This window comes from Paenibacillus sp. MER TA 81-3 (assembly GCF_023713585.1).
GTDB classification, from domain to species: Bacteria; Bacillota; Bacilli; order Paenibacillales; family Paenibacillaceae; genus Paenibacillus_B; species Paenibacillus_B profundus.
This window is the reverse complement of sequence record NZ_JAMAWB010000008.1, coordinates 293,345-314,269: the sequence shown is the minus strand read 5'-3', so window position 1 is coordinate 314,269 and position 20,925 is coordinate 293,345. Positions and strand designations below refer to the sequence as shown.

The window sequence follows — 20,925 nt, the reverse complement described above, 5'->3', positions numbered from 1 at the left end:
TTCGAACATGTTAAAATGTGAGTAACTCATGATTGATTCCTCCGTGTAATGGTTGTTGTGGTGACTCCATTTTACACGAATCAATCATGAGCCATTTTTTTATTTAATGGTAACTGTCGCACTTCATTTTACAATCCGTCAAGAAAAAAGAGCCTATGGCACTATTCCAAAAGGCTCTTTTTTTACCGTATCGCCATGCTTCGTTACAGCAGATCGGCTGCTAACTGAGCTAGACGAGAACGTTCCCCTTTTTCCAAAGTGATGTGACCGCTAATGCTCTCCGACTTGAATCGTTCCACCAAATAGGTCAGTCCATTGCTTGCAGAGTCCAGATACGGATGGTCAATCTGTGCCGGGTCGCCCATCAACACGATTTTACTGCCTTCACCAACCCGGGAAACAATCGTCTTCACCTCATGCCTAGATAAGTTCTGCGCCTCATCGATAATAATGAATTGCCCCGGAATGGATCGACCGCGAATATACGTTAGCGCCTCCACCTGGATATTGCCCATGCCGAGCAATATTTTCTCAATATCGCCCGCTTTCTTCGTGTCGAACAAAAATTCAAGGTTGTCATATATCGGCTGCATCCACGGCCGCAGCTTCTCTTCCTTCTCTCCCGGCAAATAACCGATATCTTTCCCCATCGGAACGACCGGTCTTGCAATGAGCAGCTTCTTGTATTTCCGGTCATCCTCTACTTTCAATAAACCCGCTGCAAGCGCTAATAACGTCTTGCCGGTTCCTGCCTTCCCTGCCATCGTCACCAACGGGATATCATCGTTCAGCAGCAGTTCCAACGCCATGCGCTGCTGTGCATTGCGTGCAGTAATGCCCCACACGGGATCATTGCTCAGGAACAGCGGTTCTAGCTTGCTTGCATCCGCATTCACTTTTAACAACGCCGACTTACTCGTCCCCATACTATCCTTCAAGATAACGAACTCGTGAGGTTGCAGCGCCGTTTTCAGCTGGAGATTCTTCACTTGTAAAAACCGGTACGAATAGAACTCATCTATCACTCCAGGATGAACGAACAAGGTGACGCTTCCGCCATACAGATCATCACCGGATTGTACAGTGCGATCTGATATATAATCCTCGGTATGAAGCCCAAGCACGTCCGCTTTAATGCGCACGAGAACGTCCTTGCTGACAAGAATCACTTCAGCGGGAGCATCCGTCTGCTGCTGCTCCGAATGATAATTGAGGGCGACCGCCAATATGCGGTTATCGTTTGTTATCTCTCCGAACATTTCCTGCACCCTGACGAAGCTGCGATGATTTAGCTCTACAGTAAGCCTGCCTCCGTTATGAAGCGGCACTCCGCTGTGCAAGTGGCCCTCTTCCCTCAATCTGTCTAACTGACGGGATACGGTGCGGGCATTGCGTCCGATTTCATCGGCATTTCGCTTTTTAGAATCCATTTCCTCGAGCACAACAGCGGGAATAATAACTTCGTTAGCTCCAAAGGCAAACAACGCATTTGGATCATGCAGCAGCACATTTGTATCCAATACAAAGATTTTATTCATACGATCTCCCTTTCGCACGGACAATATCGCTTACATGTATCGGCTTGCGACCTCTTACTGTGTTACATAAAAAATGTAGACGTCGTTCACACTATAACCAGTAGCAATGCTGCAATTTTTATTAACAAACGTCAAAGAAAGGAACGATGAAATATGCGTAGTTTGCTTGTTGCCATGCTCATCATCGGGCTGCTTGCTGGATGCGGCACCGCCAAGAAACAAGCTTCACCCCACAGCAACTCGTATCATACGAAGTCGAATACGGCGAATAACGCCAAGCAACCGATTCGGGATGCCGCTGCAGTCAAAGAACACCTAGCTTCCTTGGCAAGAAACGTTCCCGGCGTACGCGGTGTCAATTGTGTTGTATTCGGTAATACAGCTATCGTAGGTATTGATGTAGATGCGAAGTTAGAACGTTCCCGCGTCGGAACAATCAAATATTCTGTGGCCGAAGCATTAAGCAAAGACAAATACGGGGCGAATGCGATTGTGACGGCAGATATGGACATTAATGAACGATTGCGCGAAATTTCGGCTGCTACGAAGCAAGGTCATCCAATTGCTGGATTTACGAATGAATTGTCCGACATTATCGGGCGTATCGTGCCTCAGTTGCCTAATAGTGTAAAGCAAATGCAACCACCGTCTCATACGGAAAATCCTAAAATGAAAAAATCGATGTAGCTTGCAGCCGCATTCTGCAAGATGAAATGGACAAGCTCCAATAACGCACGAAAAGCCTAGTGTATACACTAGGCTTTTCGCATGGCTTCAAATACTTGACCGTCCAGCTTATCTGCTGCACGCTTGTCATACGTCTTCTCATATTGTGGCATCGCGTTGAGCCGCGCACCATAGAACATGGCATCGCGGACCGATGTAATATCAATGTCAAAGCAAGCCAACTTCAAAGGAACTGCCGGCAGCGGTTCCTCGATAAGCGAAGCTTGGCCGTATACGGCCGTGACCGTATTGGTTCCGAAAATCGTCACGGCAACCGAACGATGCTGCTTCATGTTGTCAACTAACCGGGAGCGCAAGTCAATGGCGATGCGAAGCTTGCGCTCATGAATGGCATGAACCCACGATATGGCGCTCGTCGTTGGTCCACCCGATTCGGCATCGGTCGTATGAAGCAGAATGAACGATTCTTGTTGTAATTGGGCAAATAGAGCGTCGTGAAGTGCAGCGTTATTTTCGGACATCAATCAGACCTCCTAAACAAGTTCGCGGCTACAATTTATTGTATTATAACATAAGGAAAAAATTGCATCTACTTATCCACTTGCCCAAGCTAATGAGTGTTCCTCTACGCCGCAGGAGCTGTTGTATTGTCGCTGTCGGTTTCTGGCGAACCACTATCGCCATCGGCAGGCTGCGCTGCTTTCAACGATCGTCCAGCGAGCACATCCTTTAACGCTTGCTTGCCTTGCTCCAATTGCTCTGCGTTTACGTAAATATACGGACTCTTCCAGTCCCCATCGACAGGCATATAGTGAATATCATTCCGATTAATGCCGATATATGTCGTCAGCGAATTACGGATTTGACTTGGCGTCATGTCAATTTTGAAATTATTCGCCATTGCGTCAATAATATCTGTAATTTTAGCAATTCCGCCCAACGTTTGCATTTTTCCGACAAGCTCTTTCAAGACCGCGTTTTGCCGCACGTTCCGATCCCCATCTGACGTTCCCTTCGTCATTGGACGACAGTTTGATTTGCGGTAACGGACAAAATCCAACGCATTTTTCCCGTCAAGAGTTTGGGGGCCGGCGCTCAAATTAATATTCGTTCCGTCCGCCCGGTCACGGTAGCACATGTTCTGATCCACGTTCACATCAATACCGCCGACCGCATCAACCACATCGACGAAGCCTTTAAAGTCAATGACCGCTGCGTAGTCAATGTCAATATCCAAATACATGCCTAGCATCGCTTTCATTTCATCCTCCGGCGATGGGCTGTCAAGCTTGCCTTGCTCTTTAAGATTGAAAAATTTAGGATAATAATGATTCAGCTTGTCTGGGGTATACCCCGTTAATTCGAAATAAGTATCGCGCGGCAATGACACAAGAACCGCTTCCTGTGTCTCGGGATGCATGGCGCCCACCATAACGATGTCGGTACGGCGTCCCGGCAATTCCGGCCGGTAGTCGATTCCGAGCAGTATGAACGAGAACGGTTCTTTCGTCGGCGACAACGTTTCTTGCACCGTGCCGCTTCCTCCGCCCTCTTTGCTTACAGTCGATATGTTCTCTAGCTTATTATTGGCATAGAGCAGCAAATATCCCGCATAACAAATGATGCCGATAGATACAATGAGCACGACGATAAGCGTCACCTTCAACCATTTCGGTATTCCCCGCTTAGTGTTAGATGCCTTACGCCGCTGCGGTTTCTGTCTCGGTGGCAATGGTGTCGATGAATTCATATCTTCCCTCACTTACCCACTATATTTCGGATTACATTCGATATCTGTCCATAGACGTTCCGCTTCCTCGCGCTCAACCTGTTGCTTATGAAGTTCTCCGTCACACCGATACGTTATGACGTATTGTTCCTGTTCTACATCCAGGCTGGCCTCAAAGGATGTCAACTTATGATCCTCCCTCAATATATCCGCAAAAAAATGAAGCGTTTCCTTCGCAGCATGATCGTCCGGACGCGCTTCAGATACAATGTGGATTTGCAGCCAATTAAATAAAGCGACTTGCAGCTTCATCATCTGAACCGTTCTCCCTTTCTCTTATCTGTCCTGGAAAATCGGATAACAGCGGGCGGCTAGTTTCTCTGATCGGTCGTCTTCTTGCGCCGCGCTTCGACGAAATAACGAATACGCACCATAAACATTAGGGCTACCGCCACAAAGAGGCACTGGACGATGGGCAGCTTATCAATCTGAAAAATAAGCAGTATAAATGCGCCCAGCGCCATAAACAGATAGATGAATATTTCTTTGAGGATAGGCAGCTTTTGCACGCGAAACACTTTGTTGAAAATATAAACAATAAACACAAAAATGAGCAAGTAGCTAACATAAGGATGAGATGCCAGCCATTGTTGCATGTGAACGGTCACTCCTTTGCCAAAGTTGTCCAAATCCCATTATACATGGGATTCGGACGTTTTGCGCATTTTTTCTGCTCGTTCACGTTCACTTTTGTTCAAAATTTTCTTACGCAGTCGAACCGATGACGGTGTAATTTCACAATATTCGTCGTCGTTCAAATATTCCAGCGCATGCTCGAGGGAGAACAGGCGAGGTGTCTTCATCTTCACCGTATCTTCTTTTGTAGCGGAGCGGACGTTCGTCAGCGCCTTCTCCTTGCAGATGTTAACGACGATATCATTGTCACGGTTATGTTCGCCGACAATCATGCCTTCGTACACTTCCGTTCCTGGATTTACAAATAAAATACCACGATCTTCGACCGATAAAATTCCGTAGAGCGTCGTAGAACCAGTCTCTGTCGATACGAGTACGCCTTGGTGACGTCCGCCGACTTGACCTCCGACATAAGGGCCGTAATGATCGAAGGCATGGTTCATAGTTCCGTATCCGCGCGTCAATGTCAGGAAGTTCGTGCTGTAGCCGATTAGACCACGGGCTGGAATCAAGAACTCGAGCCGGATTTGTCCAGTGCCTTGATTAATCATGTTTACCATTTCCGCTTTTCTTGTGCCTAAGCTTTCCATGACAGCTCCCATAGAATCCTCAGGGATATCGATTAGCAAGCGCTCGATCGGCTCCTTCTTCTGCCCATCAATCTCTTTAATGATAACTTCAGGCTTCGATACTTGCAGCTCGTAACCTTCACGGCGCATGTTCTCGATCAGAATGCCAAGGTGCAGTTCCCCGCGGCCAGATACGATAAACGCGTCAGGGCTGTCCGTATCTTCAACCCGAAGGCTGACATCGGTCTCCAGCTCTTTCATCAGACGTTCGCGCAGCTTGCGCGAAGTGATCCATTTTCCTTCACGACCGACGAACGGGCTGTTGTTGACCAGGAACGTCATTTGCAGCGTAGGCTCATCGATATGAAGAACAGGCAGTGCTTCCGGCTTAGAAGCGTCAGCAAGTGTCTCTCCAATGTTAATATCCTTGATGCCGGCAATGGCAACAATATCGCCCGCGCCCGCTTCTTCCCGCTCGATGCGCTTCAAGCCTTGGAAGCCGAACAGCTTCTCGATCCGGGCTTGCTTCACTTGACCTTCCCGGTTAATAACGGCAACCGATTGGCCTTGGCGCACACGTCCACGGTTAATGCGGCCGATGGCGATGCGTCCCATATACTCGTTATAATCAAGCAGCGTGACCAGGAATTGGAACGGTTCATCCGGATTCTCCTGCGGCGCAGGAATATGAGAGACGATGGTCTCATAAAGCGCCTGCATGTTCTCATCCTGCTTCTCTGGCTCTGGATCCAGACTTGATGTACCGTTCAGAGCGGATGCGTAAACGACAGGAAAATCAAGTTGCTCATCATTCGCTTCCAGCTCTATGAACAACTCGAGCACCTCATCGATGACTTCATCAGGCCGAGCATTAGGACGGTCGATTTTATTAACGACGACGATTGGCGTCAATTGGTGCTCCAGCGCTTTGCGCAACACGAATTTCGTCTGTGGCATACATCCTTCGAACGCATCTACGACCAGCAGCACGCCGTCAACCATTTTCATAATGCGCTCTACTTCTCCGCCGAAATCGGCGTGTCCAGGCGTATCGACAATGTTAATCAAGTAATCTTTGTACGTAATAGCCGTATTTTTCGCCAAGATCGTAATTCCGCGCTCACGCTCCAAATCATTGGAGTCCATGGCGCGTTCGTGCACGTGTTCATTATCACGGAATGTTCCGGATTGCTGCAGCAGCTTGTCGACGAGAGTCGTCTTCCCGTGATCGACGTGAGCGATAATAGCGATATTACGGATTTGATTTCTTTCTTGCATAAAGTAAATCTTTCCCTTCTAGTTATGGATAAAATTAACATTCAGAAACGGCCAAGAATAAAGACGCCGAAGGGCGGCGTCTCTTCTCCGTAGACGGTGCCAAATGAACTGACTGAATTGATATTATCTGAAGCGGCTGCGTACACCGCCAAACACCAATGCTGCGCCAACAAATATGAGCGCGACAGCGATCATATACGTTCCAACCGCAAAGACTAACATAAGGGTAAGCATCGCTATGCCTACTCCTCCGAACAAGAGCGCACCTAACCAGGCCCCGCGAGGATGATGTGGATCGTACACATAGTACCCGTACAAACCGAGAGCAATACCAAGCAGCAGCAACGGCCATAACAAGCCAAACAGCCGCCAATGAATCCAATGGCTCGCCATGAACAGCAGACCATACACCGTCAGCATGCCGGCAGGTACCAGCGCAATAGGCGGAGCGAGGCGAGCCCGCACGAGTCCATATACTGCCACTCCGATAACAAACAGAATGAGCGGCCACATTGTTCCGCCGATAAAGGCGAATGCTCCCCATTTCCCCAACAAGATAATAAAGCCCGCCACCAATATAACGATGCCGATCACTCGTTGATTCTTAGCCATATGTCTACCTCCCATGTGTCCAAAGGCTCATTATGGGTTGGACATAATACGACGCAATTCGCGTCTTTTTTTACTTTTTCTAGTGTATATGAAAGTTCGCAAAAATACCACCTCATCCGAAAAAAAAGCGTTTCTTTCATAACAACGGCAACAACAGCAGCTATACTTCGTAATCAAAGGTGACTTTTTCAATGGCCTCTTATACAAAAAAACTTCCTGCCATGCCAGATTCGACAAGGGAACAGGAAGAGTGCTATCAATGAATCGCCCCGACCTTAGTCTACCCGGATACGGTCCTGATACCGAATCACTGTACCAACGATCATGACGAGCGCAACCATAGCCCACGGGAACCCGTGGTGCAAGCTCATCCACAATCTAGGCATCCATAGCGCCAACCGTTCATCCGAAGCAATCATCTCTCCTGCCGTAAATCCAAGGATGCCAGAACCAGCAAAGATCAATAAAGGCATGCGCTGTAGCCATTTGCTAATGATGGTGCTGCCCCACACAATGATGGGAATGCTCAATGCAATTCCGATAATAATATAGGTCATTTGACCCTTGGCTATTGCAGCGATAGCCAGCACGTTATCCAAGCTCATCACGAAGTCTGCGATCAGGATGGTCTGAACTGCGCTCCATAAAGAGAAGGATGCCCCATCCCGTGAGTGGGCGTGGCTCCGATCCGCCAGTAGTTGTACGGCGATAACGAAAAGCAATAGCCCTCCTGCCGCCTTCAGGAGCGGGATTTGGATCAGCCACATAGCTACCACGGTCAAGAGGCAGCGCAGCAGCACGGCTCCGCCCACTCCCCACCATACCGCTTGCTTCCGCTTCGGTTCCGGCAAATGTTGGCTCGACATGGCAATAACGACGGCATTGTCTCCGCTCAACACGAGATTAATGACCAGTATTTCAGCTAACAGCCACAATGATTCCACTGCCCGTCCCTCCCCTGTTTAAGTTCTATGTTGGAGGAAGACGGGCTAGACCATTTTTTAGAACCAATCGCCGTGAGTGGAATCTGCGCCTGGCACGTCGCTGTTATGATTTATTTCCTGTTGTTCCTTATGTTCAGTCTTTCCTTTATTAGCGTTAATTACGATAGCATCATCCGGATGTCCACCCGCTCGTAAAATGATCGCTTCCGTTCCTTCTACCGCAGCTGCAATTAATTGTTCGAGCTCGGGAATCGATTGTTCTACCCGTTCCACGACGTTGAGATTCGGGTTCGTTGCAGGCGATTTTGGAACAAATAGCGTACAGCAATCTTCATACGGCAAAATCGACAAGTCGTATGTGCCGATTTGCTCAGCATATCTTATAATTTGCTCCTTGTCCATGGCAACGAGTGGACGCAGCAAAGGAAGATCGCTCACCCGTCCTATCACATTCATGCTGCCAAGCGTCTGACTTGCCACTTGACCCAAGCTGTCTCCCGTTACGATCGCCATCGCTTTACGCTCCTCTGCCAACTGCGTAGAGATGCGCAGCATTGCGCGGCGCATAAGTGTAATGAGCAAATTCTCATGGCCTGATTGATGCAGCCGAGTCTGGATATCAGTGAACGGAACCAAATGTACACGTATGCGTCCGGCATAATTAGCGAGCACCTGTGCCAAGTCAAGCACCTTCTGCTTCGCACGTTCGCTTGTGAATGGATAGCTGTGAAAATGAATGGCCTCCACTTCCAAGCCTTTGCGCAGCGCTTGATAACCAGCTACCGGACTGTCTATGCCGCCGGACAACAGCAGCATCGCTTTGCCATTCGACGACAGCGGGAAGCCGCCCGCCGCCTTAATTACTTCACTGAATAAATACGTTGACCCTTCCCGCACTTCTACGCGGAGCTCGATTTCGGGCTGATGCACATCCACCTTCAGCTGCGGGAACTCGCGCAGTACCGGCGCGCCGACAAGGTGCTGCAGATCCTGCGATCCATGCGGGAAAGCCTTCCATGCCCGGCGTGCGTTTACCTTGAACTTAGTATTCGGTCCCGGATTCATTTCTTGCATCAGCTTCTTGGCCGTTTCAATAATCGGCTCCAGCTCGGAAGGTGCCCGTTTTACCGGACTGAGCGAAACGATGCCGAAGATGTGCTTCATCACATCAATGACATCTTGAAACGGTTCGCCATTCAGTTCCACATACAATCTTCCGTACTCCTTAATGATGTTCGTGCGCGGAAACGGCGCAAGCACGGCCTTGACGTGGTGGTAGGCCGCTTTTTCAAAGCGGCTGCGGTTCTTCCCTTTAATTGCAATTTCTCCGTAACGCAGAAGAATCATATCGTAATCCATAGTTGCTTGTTTACCTGCCTTTCATGCTTTCTTCTAGAAGTTCTCGCCAGCGAATGCTTCCGATGTAGTTTTCTTACGAAAACTTGTGCTTCTCGGTGCTAAAAAGTGACCTTTCTGAATACATACTTCTATCTCTTCATTAACGGTCGCAATTGTTCGGTCACTTCCGAGAACGCTTCAGTTAAGCGGGCGATATCTCGCTCGGAACAGCTCGCATCCAGACTGATTCTTATCCCGCTTGAGGCTCTGGACGTATCTTGCGTCATAGCCAAGAGAACACGGCTTGGCTTGTGCAGCTTCGAAGAGCATGCAGACTGCGTCGATACGATGATCCCCCGTTCCTCTAGTGCATGCACGACTACTTCGGACTTCATTCCTGGGAACGATACATTAATAATGTGCGGTGCGGCAAGCGGAATATCAGGACTGTTAATAACGAGCGGTTTAAGCGTTCGCAGCTGTTTCAAAGCGCGCTCTCGTAATGAGACGAGCTTCTCATAATTGTTCGGCTGACCTTCGGCAGCCAAGCGAATGGCTTTGGCCAGGCCGACGATGCCTGGCACATTTTCCGTACCTGGCCGAAACCCATGCTCCTGCTTGCCGCCGTATAAGAGTGGCTTCAATGGTACTTCTCTGCGTCTAATTAATATCCCTAATCCTTTAGGTCCGCCGATTTTATGTCCAGACAAGCTGTACAAGTCGATTCCCCACTGGCGGATATCCACCGGAACTTTTCCAAGGCCCTGAACTCCGTCCACATGGAAGGCGACTTTCGGATATCGGCTCAACACGCTGCCGATTTCCGCTAAAGGCTGCAAAGATCCCGTCTCGTTATTGACATGCATCACGCTCACCATAATAGTATGCGGACGAATTGCCGCTTCGATTTGTTCTGGTTGAACGCATCCGTTCTTATCAACAGGGATATACGTAATGTCCATCCCTTCCCGTCCCAACTGTTTATAGCACTCATATACCGAAGCATGCTCCACTTCGGACACTATCATATGTCTAGGCTTGCCATCTATCGCATGAGCGCGTGCGGTACCGAATACGGCAAGGTTGTTGCTTTCTGTCGCCCCTGAAGTAAAAATAACTTCTGAAGCATGAACGATCAAAGCACGCGCTACAACCTCTCTGGCTCGCCGAATGAGCTGTTCCGCTTGGCCGCCAGCTTGATGAATCGACGACGGATTAGCATACACCTGCTCCATGACCTCGGTAATCGTCCGAATGACGTCCGGGTGAGGAGGCGTCGACGCACTATGGTCGCAATACAACAGTGGTAAGTTCAAGCGAACCCCTCCTTGTCACAACAAAAAAGATCAAAGCAGCATTAGAGTTCCAACTTCTCACTCCGCCGTTGTTGATCCCCATGTGTTTGATTCATATTCATTTATTTTACACGTTTTATATAAAAATCACCATCATTTTTCGGAGTGGCAGTGACTAGAACACGCTGGGTACCCTTTGCTTTCCAGCAAACAAAGAAAAAGCTTGACGCCGGCTCTGCCGGGTCAAGCTTTTTTTAAATTTATGCATAATAAGAAAGGAGCAGCAGTCGAACTATTGCAGAGAACAATCCAATAACAACCGCAAATGTCCCCGACGTTCGACTGCCTTGCATATAAGCGAGCACGCCTAACCCAGCGCCGCTTAATCCCAATGCAATCGGAAATAAAATAAGAGAAATGATTGAAAAAATAATGGCCAGCGTGCCCACTCCGGAAGAATGATCGATTTGCGTTCGCTCGATCGTATCATTTCTTGCCTCGCCGAGCGGCAGCGTCCCCGCTTCCGCAGCAAATTCAACGTCATGATTTTCATCTTGTATCTTGCGTTCTCGCTGACGCTTCAAGCGACGGGCATGGCGTTTATTATGACTTGCCATCGACTCTCACTCCTTGCTGGGTACAGTGCAAACGGAGCTGTTGACTGCCGCCAAAATGGTTAACGTCTTATTTCTCCACAAATGTCTGACAACATGTCACGGACGATTTGGAAGCGGTATCCTTATGATCCGCACCAAATTCATTCCCAAATTCTTCATTGTGTGACGCATTGGCGTGCTTGTCGATGTCGATCATAATTTCTTCCGCCTGACAACGATAATTGCCCCAGAACTTACAATTGGAAACACTGCATTTAACTAACGGTTTTTCAATCACAGCAATCACCTCCGATTACATGATGTCCGGGGATGACGCGTGGTATCCTGCAATTGAGTGCCAACTTCTAACGAAATAGAAGCCCCATTGGCAAACATGGGGCTTCTTCGTATTACTGCATAATTTAGATAGCATCTATTTCTGACTCTGCATCCGGCGCTGCGTCAAATAATCACTTTCATAATAGGCTAATTCATCGCGCAGCTCTTCGAACCCTTTCGTTATGTCCAACACGACATCTCTGACCATCCGAACCGGCTTCATGCGGAAGCGAATGGCATCTTGACCAGTATAAGCATAGCGTCCATCTTCAGAGTAGCACTCATTCTTCGGATAAAAGAAAGCATTCACACATTGGTGATATACGTCATACAGAACCCGTTCGGCAAACCTTTCATCGAAATTGGCTCTGCGCAGTGTCACGCCCAAACGCTCGTAGCAATCTTCGGAAAAAACGAGCACATGACGCAAGTCTGTCAAAAAACCTTTATAAAAGCTGACCGACTCAATATCTTCGTTCTGGACGATCTGCGGCAGCGTATACTCATTCAAAAACATTTCAAGCTTACCAATTGCATATTTCAGTCTGTCTCTTGAGACTTCACACAGTTGCTTCACATTGGATGCTGGCATGAGAGCTCCTCCTTGCATGTTCAAAAGGTCAATTTCCAACTCCGAGAAGGTGCAAGATTCGATGCCGAATGACACATCTTGCGATGCTTCGTGATGAAAAGGGGCGCTGTTGATTCATATGACTGGAATGATTATCTTACCTCCATCATCCTACCACAAAAATGAATCCTTTCCAACCAATGTTTGGCTGCCACGCAGTACGGTATAAATTTGTAGCCGTCTTCTCAAGCTATAGCTAAAAGAGGTTTAGTACCCGCTGTTTCTGCGGACCAAGATCCAATATGGCAGAAATGGACACGGCATGCTACAGGGAGGAATCATGAATGCAACGTCGATATGTGGTAGGGGCTTTTGCACTCGGTGTAGCAGTGCTCGCGCTGCCGCTGTTATGGTCATCGGATCGCAATTCTCATTCGAACGGCATGACAACAGCGTCACAGGAAAAGAACGCCAAACACCAAATATTACAACAGGATATGCTGTTTACAGGGCGATTGTTCGCTATGGACTCGAGACGGGACATGGAGGTTGCGCTAACGGAGTGGAAGCAGCAATCGCCAGAGCAGATGCATGCATTGGCTGACGAATTCATGCAGTCACACCCTCATTTTGTATATGTGAAATGGGTCGATATGGGCAAATCCACAGAATGGGTGAAGGGTCAACTTCCAAAAGATGAGTCATGGCAAACCAATAAACGAGTGAAAGACTATATTCAATCCGCGAAGACCAATGTTACGAAGCGTCAATCATACACGTCGCCTGAGCTGATGATTAACGGTAAAAATCATGTGGTGATGGGAATTCCATCCCCACATTCCGATCATGGCATTATCGCTCTGATCAATCAGCACGTCGTACAAACAGTGCGGAAGCATCAACAAAAAAACTTACGCCTCGTTCCTTACCCGCCGGAATCCAAATATCGGGTCAAATCAGTCGATTCTTCTTCCATGCGGGATGTAAAGGTACAGGATGGTGAAGACAACGCAGGTACTAGCCACTATTATCAAAATGAAATCGTCGTCCGCTTCCGAAAAGACCCGGATATGAAACAAATGAAGCAAATGATTAAGGATACCGGATGCGAACACCCGCGCAAGCTTGGTTACACTTACGTGTTTCGTTCGAAACGGATGACGGCCGAGCAGATGCAGCAGTATTTCTCGCAGTTTAATCCCATTTATATCGAGCCTCATTTTCTGTATATGACGAATGGGAACAATTCGCTCAGATCATCCCCGCCGACAAGCCAACTGCCGCTAAATACGGATAATGAGGGCATCGGCGTAGCTGTGGAAGAACCGAACGACGCACTCTACAAGGCTTACCAATGGAACTTGCCGAGCATTCATACCAACCGCGGCTGGTCGATGACGAAAGGGCAAAAGGATGTCATTGTTGCGATTGTGGATACAGGCGTCGATTTAAAGCATCGGGATTTGCAGGGCAAGTTATTAAAGGGCTACAACGTCTTCGACCCGAATAATCCCCCGCAGGATGACGTCGGCCACGGCACACACGTTGCAGGCATCATCGGAGCAACTGTGAACAACGGCGAAGGAGTCGCCGGCATGACCTGGTATAACCCAATCCTGCCTGTTAAAGCGTTGGACAGCGACGGTTCTGGAACGTCATACTCTGTAGCGGAGGGAATTATATGGGCTACAGACAATGGGGCCAAGGTCATCAATCTTAGTCTTGGCAACTATGTAGACGGTGCGTTTTTGCATGACGCAGTGAAATATGCTTTTGATCGCGATGTGGTGCTCATTGCCGCAACCGGCAATGATAACACAAAACGACCAGGGTATCCTGCCGCTTATCCGGAAGTGTTTGCCGTCTCCGCTACGGATGAGAACCAGAAACGGGCTTCTTTTTCAAACTACGGCAACTATGTCGATGTAGTCGCACCAGGTTCATCCATCGCGAGCACCTATCCGAGCAACCAATATGCGGCGCTATCGGGGACATCTATGGCATGTCCGCACGTATCGGCGCTTGCGGCACTCATCCGCTCGGTCAATTCGGGGTTGAAAAATACCGAGGTGTACGACATTATGCGCCAAAGCGTCGTAGATCTCGGGTCACCGGGCAAGGATCAATATTTTGGATACGGTCTCGTTGATGTGGCAAGGGCGTTAAGTATGGCCGAGCAAGGCAATACGTCGCTGTCATTGTTCCCGCAAAATATTAACCGGCAATTAAAGCTGGCGATTGAACAATTTATTAAGTAATCACAACGCAAAATGGTGGAGCAGGAATAATCTCCTGCTCCACCGTTTTTTGTTGCAATAAAATGAGCTGTCCTTCAAGTGTATTTATCTACTGTCGGGACAAGCTCCTTAAGTTTCATGATATCCAATTATGATCACGAAGATGTTCTGGTAGCATATCTACGTGATAGCATCGGAAAGTTTGCCGTAAGCCGGGTTCTGTACTCATCGTGGTATCGCGGGAGCTACCCTTCCACTAATAAGTGACAATCATCTATCTAGGCCGTACATTGCTGTACAGCTCCAGCGACCAACCCAGACGCTCCTCGGGCCGAGGTTGCCCTTAGCGGGCTTGCGTCCCATTAGGTCTTGCTCCAGATGGGGTTTACCAGGAACGAAGTCACCAGCGTTCCTCGTGGTCTCTTACACCACGGTTCCACCCTTGCCTGTACCGCATAAGCGGCCATCGGCGGTCCATTTCTGTGGCACTATCCTTCAGCTTGCGCTGACTGGACGTTATCCAGCATCCTGCCCTACGGAGCCCGGACTTTCCTCTCGTGACTTGCGCCACCAGCGATTGTCTGTCAAACTTTCCGTCAACATTCGTTAGTATACTAGGTTCGGGCCTGAAACTCAACCAACAAGTTTTACAAAAATTGAAATGGTTCGGTACATACGGTAGATGCATGGAAACTAGTCTGGGTTCCTCGCTCATCCGCTAATGCTTGCAGACGGCCTGTCACATCCGCTTTCATCATTTTCTCGGCATTATGTCCTGGGTCTATGATGGAAAGGCCTGCTGCCAACGCATCATGCGCAGTATGATAATCAATGTCTCCAGTCACGAGCACGTCTGCTCCGTGGAACAGTGCGTGCCGGACATAGCGGGAACCGGAGCCACCCAGCACAGCTACTTTGCGAACCGGTCGAGTGAGGTCGCCGACTACCCGAACGTGCGGCACAGCGAATTTTGATTTTACGCGCTCCGCCATTTCTTGCAGCGTGACCGACTCCTCGAGCTTGCCAACTCGTCCCAATCCATAAGCCGTCCCCTGAAGATCAACCGGATACAAATCGTATGCCACTTCTTCATACGGATGCGATTTCAACATGGCCTGCAGGACGCGGCTTTTTATCGATTTTGGCACAATCGTTTCGATACGTGATTCCTTAACCTCTTCCAGCTTGCCGGCATGCCCGATATACGGGTTCGTGCCGTCTTGAGGCTGAAACGTCCCTGTACCGCTTAGATTGAAGCTGCAGTGGCTATAATCCCCGATATGTCCCGCACCCGCATCCAAAATGGCAGCACGCACCTGTTGTGCATGCGTCTCCGGAACGAATACGACGAGCTTCTGCAGTGGCTCATGCTGGAGCGTTTCCAATACTTTTACATCTGTCAACTGCAGCAGATTCGCCATCAGGTCGTTCATTCCGCCTACGGCAACATCATAATTCGTATGTGAAATATAGACTGCAATATCATGCTTAATTAGCTTTTCATACAGCTTTCCTGCAGGTGTATCTGTTTGCAAATGAGCCAGCGGCCTGAAAATGATCGCATGATGTGCAATAATAAGCCCTGCTTGCAAGCGTATTGCCTCATCCACGACTTCATCTGTCACGTCTAGTGCAACAAGCACTTGTGATACATCCTTCCTAATCGAACCGAGCTGCAAGCCAATACGGTCATTCTCCACCGCCATAGATTTGGGGGCAAGCTGCTCCATCCACTGAACTATCGTTTGAGCGTTTGCAAACATGCTACGATCCTCTCCATTTCCGCTTGTTTCTTTGCAAATGCTATACGGCGCTCCCTCGCTTCTTCCGTCTCCGCCTGCTCCATCGTTCGCAGCACACGTTCCCATTTTCCAAGTTCATGCTCCCACTTCTGCACAAATACAGATGAGGGATTGAGCGAGAGCAAAGGTCCCATTAGGAACAGCCAGTCTTCGGTTAACGCAATACCGCATGGCAATTGTCGAGTCTTATACAATCGTTCATTATGCTCTTCCAGCAATTGTCTGTCTGCCAGACGTTCTGCAAGAAGCACCTCATAAATTTTGCCGTCTTCTTCGAGAATGTGTTCCTGCACCAGCGCCCATCCCTGTTCACGCAGCCAGCGGCGCACAATGTCTTCGCCAACGTTCGGCTGTAGGATAAGACGTGTAACTCCTTCCAGCTTTTTCGGATCCGCAGATAAAATAGTTGCAATTAAGCTTCCGCCCATGCCGGCTATCGTAATGCAATCGACTTCGCCTTGCTTCACTACGGATAGACCGTCGCCATGTCTGACATTTACTATCATTTCCATACAGGCCCCTTGTACTTGGCGGCGGGCTGCTTCAAAAGGTCCTTGATTGACTTCGCCTGCGACCGCGAACGAAATGCGCTTATGCTTGGCCAGATAGACGGGAAGAAGTGCATGATCCGAGCCGATATCTGCTAATCGGCTGCCCTCAGGCACCCAATCCGCGATCCATTGCAGTCGTTTTGACAGTTTGATGTTCACGTAACCACTTCACCCACTGTTTTCTAAAGTAATAAGCAAAATAGAAAAAAATAAAAAGCTTAACAAGTAACACGAATAACAGTTCATTGTCAGGCACGGTCTGTGTTGAGACGAGCCCGTTTACCCAGATCAACTCTGGCATAAACCACAAAATAATGGCGCCTAGCAGCATACCGGCTGCCGCAGACTGTGAGAAACGGTGCACCGCCCAAGCCAACCATACAATCAGCACACACTCCGGCAGCCAGAGCCACTGACTTTCTAATAACGTGATATCGGTCATCGCGGTGCGCAATATTTGAGCATACGTTAACGCAAGTCCTAACCAGCCCATACCCTGCATCCAGCCGCTCCGAATTAGCCAACCCGAGAACAGCCAGAGAAGGGCCGCTGTCATACAGCAAATTGACACGCTCCACCATTCGCTCCAACCTTGCATATAAAGGATGAGTATTCCGCCTGCACTGCCAGCTGCACAGCCGATAATCGCATATCCTTTGGCCCGGGCCGGCTTCCTCTTTCTTCCCCGCGCAGCGATAAAAATAGACAGCAGCGCAATACACAGCACAACGCTAATTTGCATTGAAGGAGCAAAAACGGTAAAATAAAATCCAACAATACAAATCAAGGCAGAAATGAAAAATACAGTAAACCATCGTTTGGCAGACATCGATACGATACGTTCCACCCACGAAGCTGGCGAAGTGGTGGAGGAAGCTGTATCAGACGTTTTCTCCGGAAGTTCGTACAGCCGATCCAGAAAATCGCAATACACCTCCGGTAACAAGCGATTGCTTCGCCAGCGGGCGATTTCTTGCTTCATCCATTGACGTTGCTGCGGCTCCATTCTGCTACACACCCCCTATCGCTTTCGGATTTGCAGCTTCTAAGCAAAAGACCCTCAGCGCGCAAGCATGCGCGTCAGAAGGTCTCGTCGAAAGTTTTATTCAAGGAAATCTTTTAAGCGTTTGCTGCGGCTTGGGTGGCGCAGCTTACGAAGAGCCTTCGCTTCAATCTGGCGAATCCGCTCACGCGTAACGCCGAACACTTTGCCCACTTCTTCAAGGGTGCGTGTACGGCCGTCATCAAGACCAAAACGCAAACGAAGCACATTCTCCTCACGTTCCGTCAACGTATCCAATACGTCTTCCAGCTGTTCCTTCAACAGTTCGTAAGCGGCTGCATCTGCCGGAGCCAGCGCCTCTTGATCCTCGATGAAATCCCCTAAATGCGAATCATCTTCTTCCCCAATCGGTGTTTCCAAGGAGACCGGTTCTTGTGCAATTTTCATTATTTCGCGTACTTTCTCAACGCTGAGCTCCATCTCTGCTGCAATCTCTTCCGGTGTCGGCTCACGCCCCAGCTCTTGCAGCAATTGACGGGAGACACGTACCAACTTGTTGATCGTCTCGACCATGTGTACCGGAATACGGATGGTACGCGCTTGATCCGCAATCGCTCGCGTAATTGCTTGACGAATCCACCATGTTGCATACGTGCTGAATTTGTATCCTTTGCTATGATCGAATTTCTCTACCGCTTTAATGAGACCCATATTGCCCTCTTGAATCAAATCCAAGAACAGCATCCCGCGACCGACATAGCGCTTTGCGATGCTGACGACTAGCCGTAAGTTGGCTTCTGTCAAGCGCTTCTTCGCTTCTTCGTCCCCTTGCTCGATTCGCTTAGCGAGTTCAATCTCTTCTTCTGCTGATAAGAGCGGAACACGGCCGATCTCTTTTAAGTACATCCGGACAGGGTCATTAATTTTGATGCCCGGGGGCAAAGACAAGTCATCATCAAAATGAAAATCATCTTGTTCGTCTTGGTCACGTTCTCCGTTCCCGCGATTGCCCATCCCATCATCCGTTTCGTTTACCACTTCAATTCCCAAATCAGAAAGCTGCTCATAGAACTCATCCATCTGCTCCGGGTCTTGCTCGAACGTCGACATTTTCTCGGCAATCTCTTTGTAGGTAAGCGTTCCACGCTTTTTACCGAGTTCAATCAACTGGTCCTTCACATGCTCCAAAGCTGTTTCCGTGTCTAGTCCAGTATGTTGATCATTCGCCATTTTCCGACTCCCTCCTCCCTAGAATCCTCCTCCTGCTAACGCTTCAGTTCTTGCTCTAGGGCTATAATTTCTTGTGCAATTTGTGCCGCGCGTAATACTTGGCCGGAACGTTCCGCCTGCACCATCTCTTCTCTTTTACGCTCGATTTCACGCTGTCTGGGTACTTTAAGAATTTGATCGATATAATCATCTAACAGATCTGTATCGTAACGAAGGGACGCTTCTGCCATCGATATGGAAGCAGCGGCCTTCTCCAAGCGATCATCTTGCAGTGTTGCCAAGTACCGACTAAAATCGGGTTCCTTGCCTTGCGCATAATAGGCATATAGATAAGCAGCAAGTGCCGCATGATCATCTACATTGAATTGTTCGCCAAGATTCCGCTCCACGTAATTAGCGACCTCTACATCTTGAAACATTAATGCTAACAAGCTGCGCTCTGCATACACATAAGCTGGTCTTAACGTAGGCGGGGCAATACTTCGATTATCATTCCTAACATTATTCCACCAATTGTCATGATTATCCCCGTGTTCGTTCTTTTTTTGCAGTTTCTGGCGAATGTTAGCACATTCTTGCTTTAACGAATCAAGCGAAGATTCTCCAGGTAAATCAAGCTGCAATGCTACATCCTTCAGATGCATCTCCCGTTCGACAGGGGAAGCAACCCTGGCGATGACGTTTATCGCTTCATCTTTGAAACGCCGTTTTCCATCATCTTCTAGCAGTATATGATTTCGGCGTAAAGATATAAGCTTGAATTTGGTGGGAGTGACAGCAGCTTCGATTATCGCATGTCTAAACCGTTCTGCTCCGTGCGTTTTTAAATAATCATCCGGGTCCATTCGATCGGGAAGCATCGCCACAGCCACATGTATACCGGCTTCTTCGAGCAGCGGTATCGCCTTGAGGGCAGCCGCTTGTCCGGCATCATCACCGTCATAGCATAACGTCACGCTGTCGGCCATCCGTTTCATCAATGTTACCTGGTCTCCGGTAAGTGCCGTTCCCATCGTCGCAATTCCGTTGCATACTTCTGCATCCCAAGCTTGAATTACATCCGCATACCCCTCGAACAAAATGATTTGTCCGGTGCGCTTTATATGTGTTCTTGCTTGATGCATGTTATATACCAGCTTCGATTTATTGAAAAGCATCGTTTCCGGGGAGTTCAAATATTTGGGCTGTCCGTCGCCCATTATTCGGCCTGCAAATGCAATAGCATGTCCGTTCCGGTCCCAGATCGGGAACATAATACGGTCACGAAAACGATCAACGTAACCACTGCCGTTATGTCTTGCGGACACCAGACCGCCTTTCTCCATCAAGGAGAGATCGAATTCCCGTTTCTCCAACAGCTGCACGAGCGTATCCCACTGCGGAGGTGCATATCCGATTTGGAACTGTTCAATTAATTTGTCGTTGATGCCTCGACCACGCAGGTAAAGAAGCGCCTCTTGACCGTGGGAAGTGTTCATTAATATATAATGATACAGCTTGGCGGCCAATTCATGCGCCTTTATAAGAGAGTCTTTCGCTTCATTTTGCGGATTGCGCTCAGTTACAGTTCCTGCACCCCATGTAATCGGAATGTGTGACAATTCCGCCAAATGCTTCATCGCTTCGGGATAGGAGTAACCTTCAATCCCCATCATGAATTGAATGACCGTCCCGCTCTTGCCGCAACCGTAACAATGGAAGATTTGCTTCTCCGGAGTAACGGTGAACGAGGGAGTCTTTTCCGAGTGGAACGGGCACAGCCCTTTCAAATATTTACCGTGCTTCGACAAATGAACATATTGGCCGACGATATCCACAATATCGTTGCGCTTTAACACTTCATCCCTTACTTCATCAGGAATAAGTCCGTATCCGCTCATCGTCCAACCACCTTCATTTAAACACGTATA

20 protein-coding genes and 1 other RNA gene are annotated in these 20,925 nt (G+C 48.6%); 2 read left to right on the top strand and 19 right to left on the bottom strand.

All coding sequences use genetic code 11. The features are described 5' to 3' along the window. Positions 1 to 203: 203 nt before the first annotated feature. A complete protein-coding gene (locus M3650_RS14160; RefSeq protein ID WP_019422465.1) occupies positions 204 to 1,538 on the bottom strand; it encodes a PhoH family protein in 1,335 nt (444 codons plus the stop codon). 153 nt (positions 1,539 to 1,691) lie between these two features. Between M3650_RS14160 and M3650_RS14155 the strand changes: the two genes are divergently transcribed. Then, a complete protein-coding gene (locus tag M3650_RS14155) occupies positions 1,692 to 2,225 on the top strand; it encodes a YhcN/YlaJ family sporulation lipoprotein (RefSeq protein WP_251575623.1) in 534 nt (177 codons plus the stop codon). Between the two features lie 68 nt (positions 2,226 to 2,293). Here M3650_RS14155 and M3650_RS14150 read toward each other — a convergent pair whose 3' ends face one another. The 12 genes from M3650_RS14150 to M3650_RS14095 form a co-directional block, all read right to left on the bottom strand. Next, the gene (locus M3650_RS14150; protein ID WP_251575621.1) at positions 2,294 to 2,746 is read right to left on the bottom strand and encodes a pyridoxamine 5'-phosphate oxidase family protein; all 453 of its coding nucleotides are present in this window, start codon (positions 2,744 to 2,746) and stop codon (positions 2,294 to 2,296) included. Between the two features lie 104 nt (positions 2,747 to 2,850). Continuing rightward, positions 2,851 to 3,975, bottom strand: a complete 1,125-nt coding sequence (locus tag M3650_RS14145) for an LCP family protein (protein ID WP_251575619.1) — start codon at positions 3,973 to 3,975, stop codon at positions 2,851 to 2,853. Between the two features lie 12 nt (positions 3,976 to 3,987). After that, complete coding sequence (locus tag M3650_RS14140; protein WP_233695324.1) at positions 3,988 to 4,269, bottom strand: hypothetical protein; 282 nt, start codon at positions 4,267 to 4,269, stop codon at positions 3,988 to 3,990. A 56-nt stretch (positions 4,270 to 4,325) separates the two neighbouring features. Then, positions 4,326 to 4,610, bottom strand: a complete 285-nt coding sequence (locus M3650_RS14135; RefSeq protein WP_019422470.1) for a YlaH-like family protein — start codon at positions 4,608 to 4,610, stop codon at positions 4,326 to 4,328. A gap of 39 nt (positions 4,611 to 4,649) precedes the next feature. Then, entirely contained in the window at positions 4,650 to 6,497 is a 1,848-nt protein-coding gene (typA, locus tag M3650_RS14130) for a translational GTPase TypA (protein ID WP_251575617.1), read from the bottom strand. Between the two features lie 123 nt (positions 6,498 to 6,620). Next, entirely contained in the window at positions 6,621 to 7,109 is a 489-nt protein-coding gene (locus M3650_RS14125) for a glutamate synthase (protein ID WP_251575615.1), read from the bottom strand. Positions 7,110 to 7,384: 275 nt separating this feature from the next. Continuing rightward, the gene (locus M3650_RS14120) at positions 7,385 to 8,053 is read right to left on the bottom strand and encodes a TerC family protein (protein WP_233695323.1); all 669 of its coding nucleotides are present in this window, start codon (positions 8,051 to 8,053) and stop codon (positions 7,385 to 7,387) included. Between the two features lie 57 nt (positions 8,054 to 8,110). Beyond that, positions 8,111 to 9,412 carry a tRNA uracil 4-sulfurtransferase ThiI gene (gene thiI, locus M3650_RS14115; RefSeq protein WP_251575613.1) on the bottom strand — a complete coding sequence of 434 codons (1,302 nt, stop codon included), beginning with the start codon at positions 9,410 to 9,412 and terminating at the stop codon, positions 8,111 to 8,113. Positions 9,413 to 9,540: 128 nt separating this feature from the next. After that, entirely contained in the window at positions 9,541 to 10,707 is a 1,167-nt protein-coding gene (locus tag M3650_RS14110; protein WP_251575611.1) for a cysteine desulfurase family protein, read from the bottom strand. A gap of 239 nt (positions 10,708 to 10,946) precedes the next feature. Then, on the bottom strand, positions 10,947 to 11,303 hold the full coding sequence (locus tag M3650_RS14105; RefSeq protein ID WP_019422476.1) for a hypothetical protein: 357 nt from the start codon (positions 11,301 to 11,303) through the stop codon (positions 10,947 to 10,949). Between the two features lie 67 nt (positions 11,304 to 11,370). After that, the gene (locus M3650_RS14100; RefSeq protein WP_019422477.1) at positions 11,371 to 11,580 is read right to left on the bottom strand and encodes a DUF1540 domain-containing protein; all 210 of its coding nucleotides are present in this window, start codon (positions 11,578 to 11,580) and stop codon (positions 11,371 to 11,373) included. A gap of 135 nt (positions 11,581 to 11,715) precedes the next feature. Continuing rightward, positions 11,716 to 12,213, bottom strand: coding sequence for a YpuI family protein (locus M3650_RS14095; RefSeq protein WP_251575609.1), 498 nt, complete (start codon positions 12,211 to 12,213; stop codon positions 11,716 to 11,718). Between the two features lie 323 nt (positions 12,214 to 12,536). Between M3650_RS14095 and M3650_RS14090 the strand changes: the two genes are divergently transcribed. Continuing rightward, positions 12,537 to 14,450, top strand: a complete 1,914-nt coding sequence (locus M3650_RS14090) for a S8 family peptidase (RefSeq protein ID WP_019422479.1) — start codon at positions 12,537 to 12,539, stop codon at positions 14,448 to 14,450. 172 nt (positions 14,451 to 14,622) lie between these two features. Here the strand turns inward: M3650_RS14090 and rnpB are convergent. From rnpB to dnaG, 6 genes are all read right to left on the bottom strand, one after another. Then, positions 14,623 to 15,022: RNase P RNA component class A (gene rnpB, locus M3650_RS14085), an RNA gene on the bottom strand. Between the two features lie 54 nt (positions 15,023 to 15,076). Next, complete coding sequence (locus M3650_RS14080) at positions 15,077 to 16,192, bottom strand: Nif3-like dinuclear metal center hexameric protein (protein ID WP_251575607.1); 1,116 nt, start codon at positions 16,190 to 16,192, stop codon at positions 15,077 to 15,079. Then, positions 16,168 to 16,941, bottom strand: coding sequence for a tRNA (adenine(22)-N(1))-methyltransferase (locus M3650_RS14075; protein WP_251575605.1), 774 nt, complete (start codon positions 16,939 to 16,941; stop codon positions 16,168 to 16,170). The genes M3650_RS14080 and M3650_RS14075 overlap by 25 nt, the downstream gene beginning before the upstream one ends. Continuing rightward, positions 16,889 to 17,788: a hypothetical protein gene (locus M3650_RS14070; RefSeq protein ID WP_251575604.1), complete on the bottom strand. Its 900-nt coding sequence runs from the start codon at positions 17,786 to 17,788 to the stop codon at positions 16,889 to 16,891. The genes M3650_RS14075 and M3650_RS14070 overlap by 53 nt, the downstream gene beginning before the upstream one ends. 96 nt (positions 17,789 to 17,884) lie before the next feature. Beyond that, positions 17,885 to 19,015, bottom strand: coding sequence for an RNA polymerase sigma factor RpoD (gene rpoD / locus M3650_RS14065; protein WP_019422483.1), 1,131 nt, complete (start codon positions 19,013 to 19,015; stop codon positions 17,885 to 17,887). Positions 19,016 to 19,050: 35 nt separating this feature from the next. Beyond that, positions 19,051 to 20,895: a DNA primase gene (dnaG, locus tag M3650_RS14060; RefSeq protein ID WP_019422484.1), complete on the bottom strand. Its 1,845-nt coding sequence runs from the start codon at positions 20,893 to 20,895 to the stop codon at positions 19,051 to 19,053. Positions 20,896 to 20,925: the final 30 nt, after the last annotated feature.

Coding starts and splice junctions, on each gene's coding strand:
- M3650_RS14160 (WP_019422465.1), bottom strand. CDS start 1,538: ATGAATAAAATCTTTGTATTGGATACAAATGTGCTGCTGCATGATCCA.
- M3650_RS14155 (WP_251575623.1), top strand. CDS start 1,692: ATGCGTAGTTTGCTTGTTGCCATGCTCATCATCGGGCTGCTTGCTGGA.
- M3650_RS14150 (WP_251575621.1), bottom strand. CDS start 2,746: ATGTCCGAAAATAACGCTGCACTTCACGACGCTCTATTTGCCCAATTA.
- M3650_RS14145 (WP_251575619.1), bottom strand. CDS start 3,975: ATGAATTCATCGACACCATTGCCACCGAGACAGAAACCGCAGCGGCGT.
- M3650_RS14140 (WP_233695324.1), bottom strand. CDS start 4,269: ATGATGAAGCTGCAAGTCGCTTTATTTAATTGGCTGCAAATCCACATT.
- M3650_RS14135 (WP_019422470.1), bottom strand. CDS start 4,610: ATGCAACAATGGCTGGCATCTCATCCTTATGTTAGCTACTTGCTCATT.
- typA (WP_251575617.1), bottom strand. CDS start 6,497: ATGCAAGAAAGAAATCAAATCCGTAATATCGCTATTATCGCTCACGTC.
- M3650_RS14125 (WP_251575615.1), bottom strand. CDS start 7,109: ATGGCTAAGAATCAACGAGTGATCGGCATCGTTATATTGGTGGCGGGC.
- thiI (WP_251575613.1), bottom strand. CDS start 9,412: ATGGATTACGATATGATTCTTCTGCGTTACGGAGAAATTGCAATTAAA.
- M3650_RS14105 (WP_019422476.1), bottom strand. CDS start 11,303: ATGGCAAGTCATAATAAACGCCATGCCCGTCGCTTGAAGCGTCAGCGA.
- M3650_RS14095 (WP_251575609.1), bottom strand. CDS start 12,213: ATGCCAGCATCCAATGTGAAGCAACTGTGTGAAGTCTCAAGAGACAGA.
- M3650_RS14090 (WP_019422479.1), top strand. CDS start 12,537: ATGCAACGTCGATATGTGGTAGGGGCTTTTGCACTCGGTGTAGCAGTG.
- M3650_RS14080 (WP_251575607.1), bottom strand. CDS start 16,192: ATGTTTGCAAACGCTCAAACGATAGTTCAGTGGATGGAGCAGCTTGCC.
- M3650_RS14070 (WP_251575604.1), bottom strand. CDS start 17,788: ATGGAGCCGCAGCAACGTCAATGGATGAAGCAAGAAATCGCCCGCTGG.
- rpoD (WP_019422483.1), bottom strand. CDS start 19,015: ATGGCGAATGATCAACATACTGGACTAGACACGGAAACAGCTTTGGAG.
- dnaG (WP_019422484.1), bottom strand. CDS start 20,895: ATGAGCGGATACGGACTTATTCCTGATGAAGTAAGGGATGAAGTGTTA.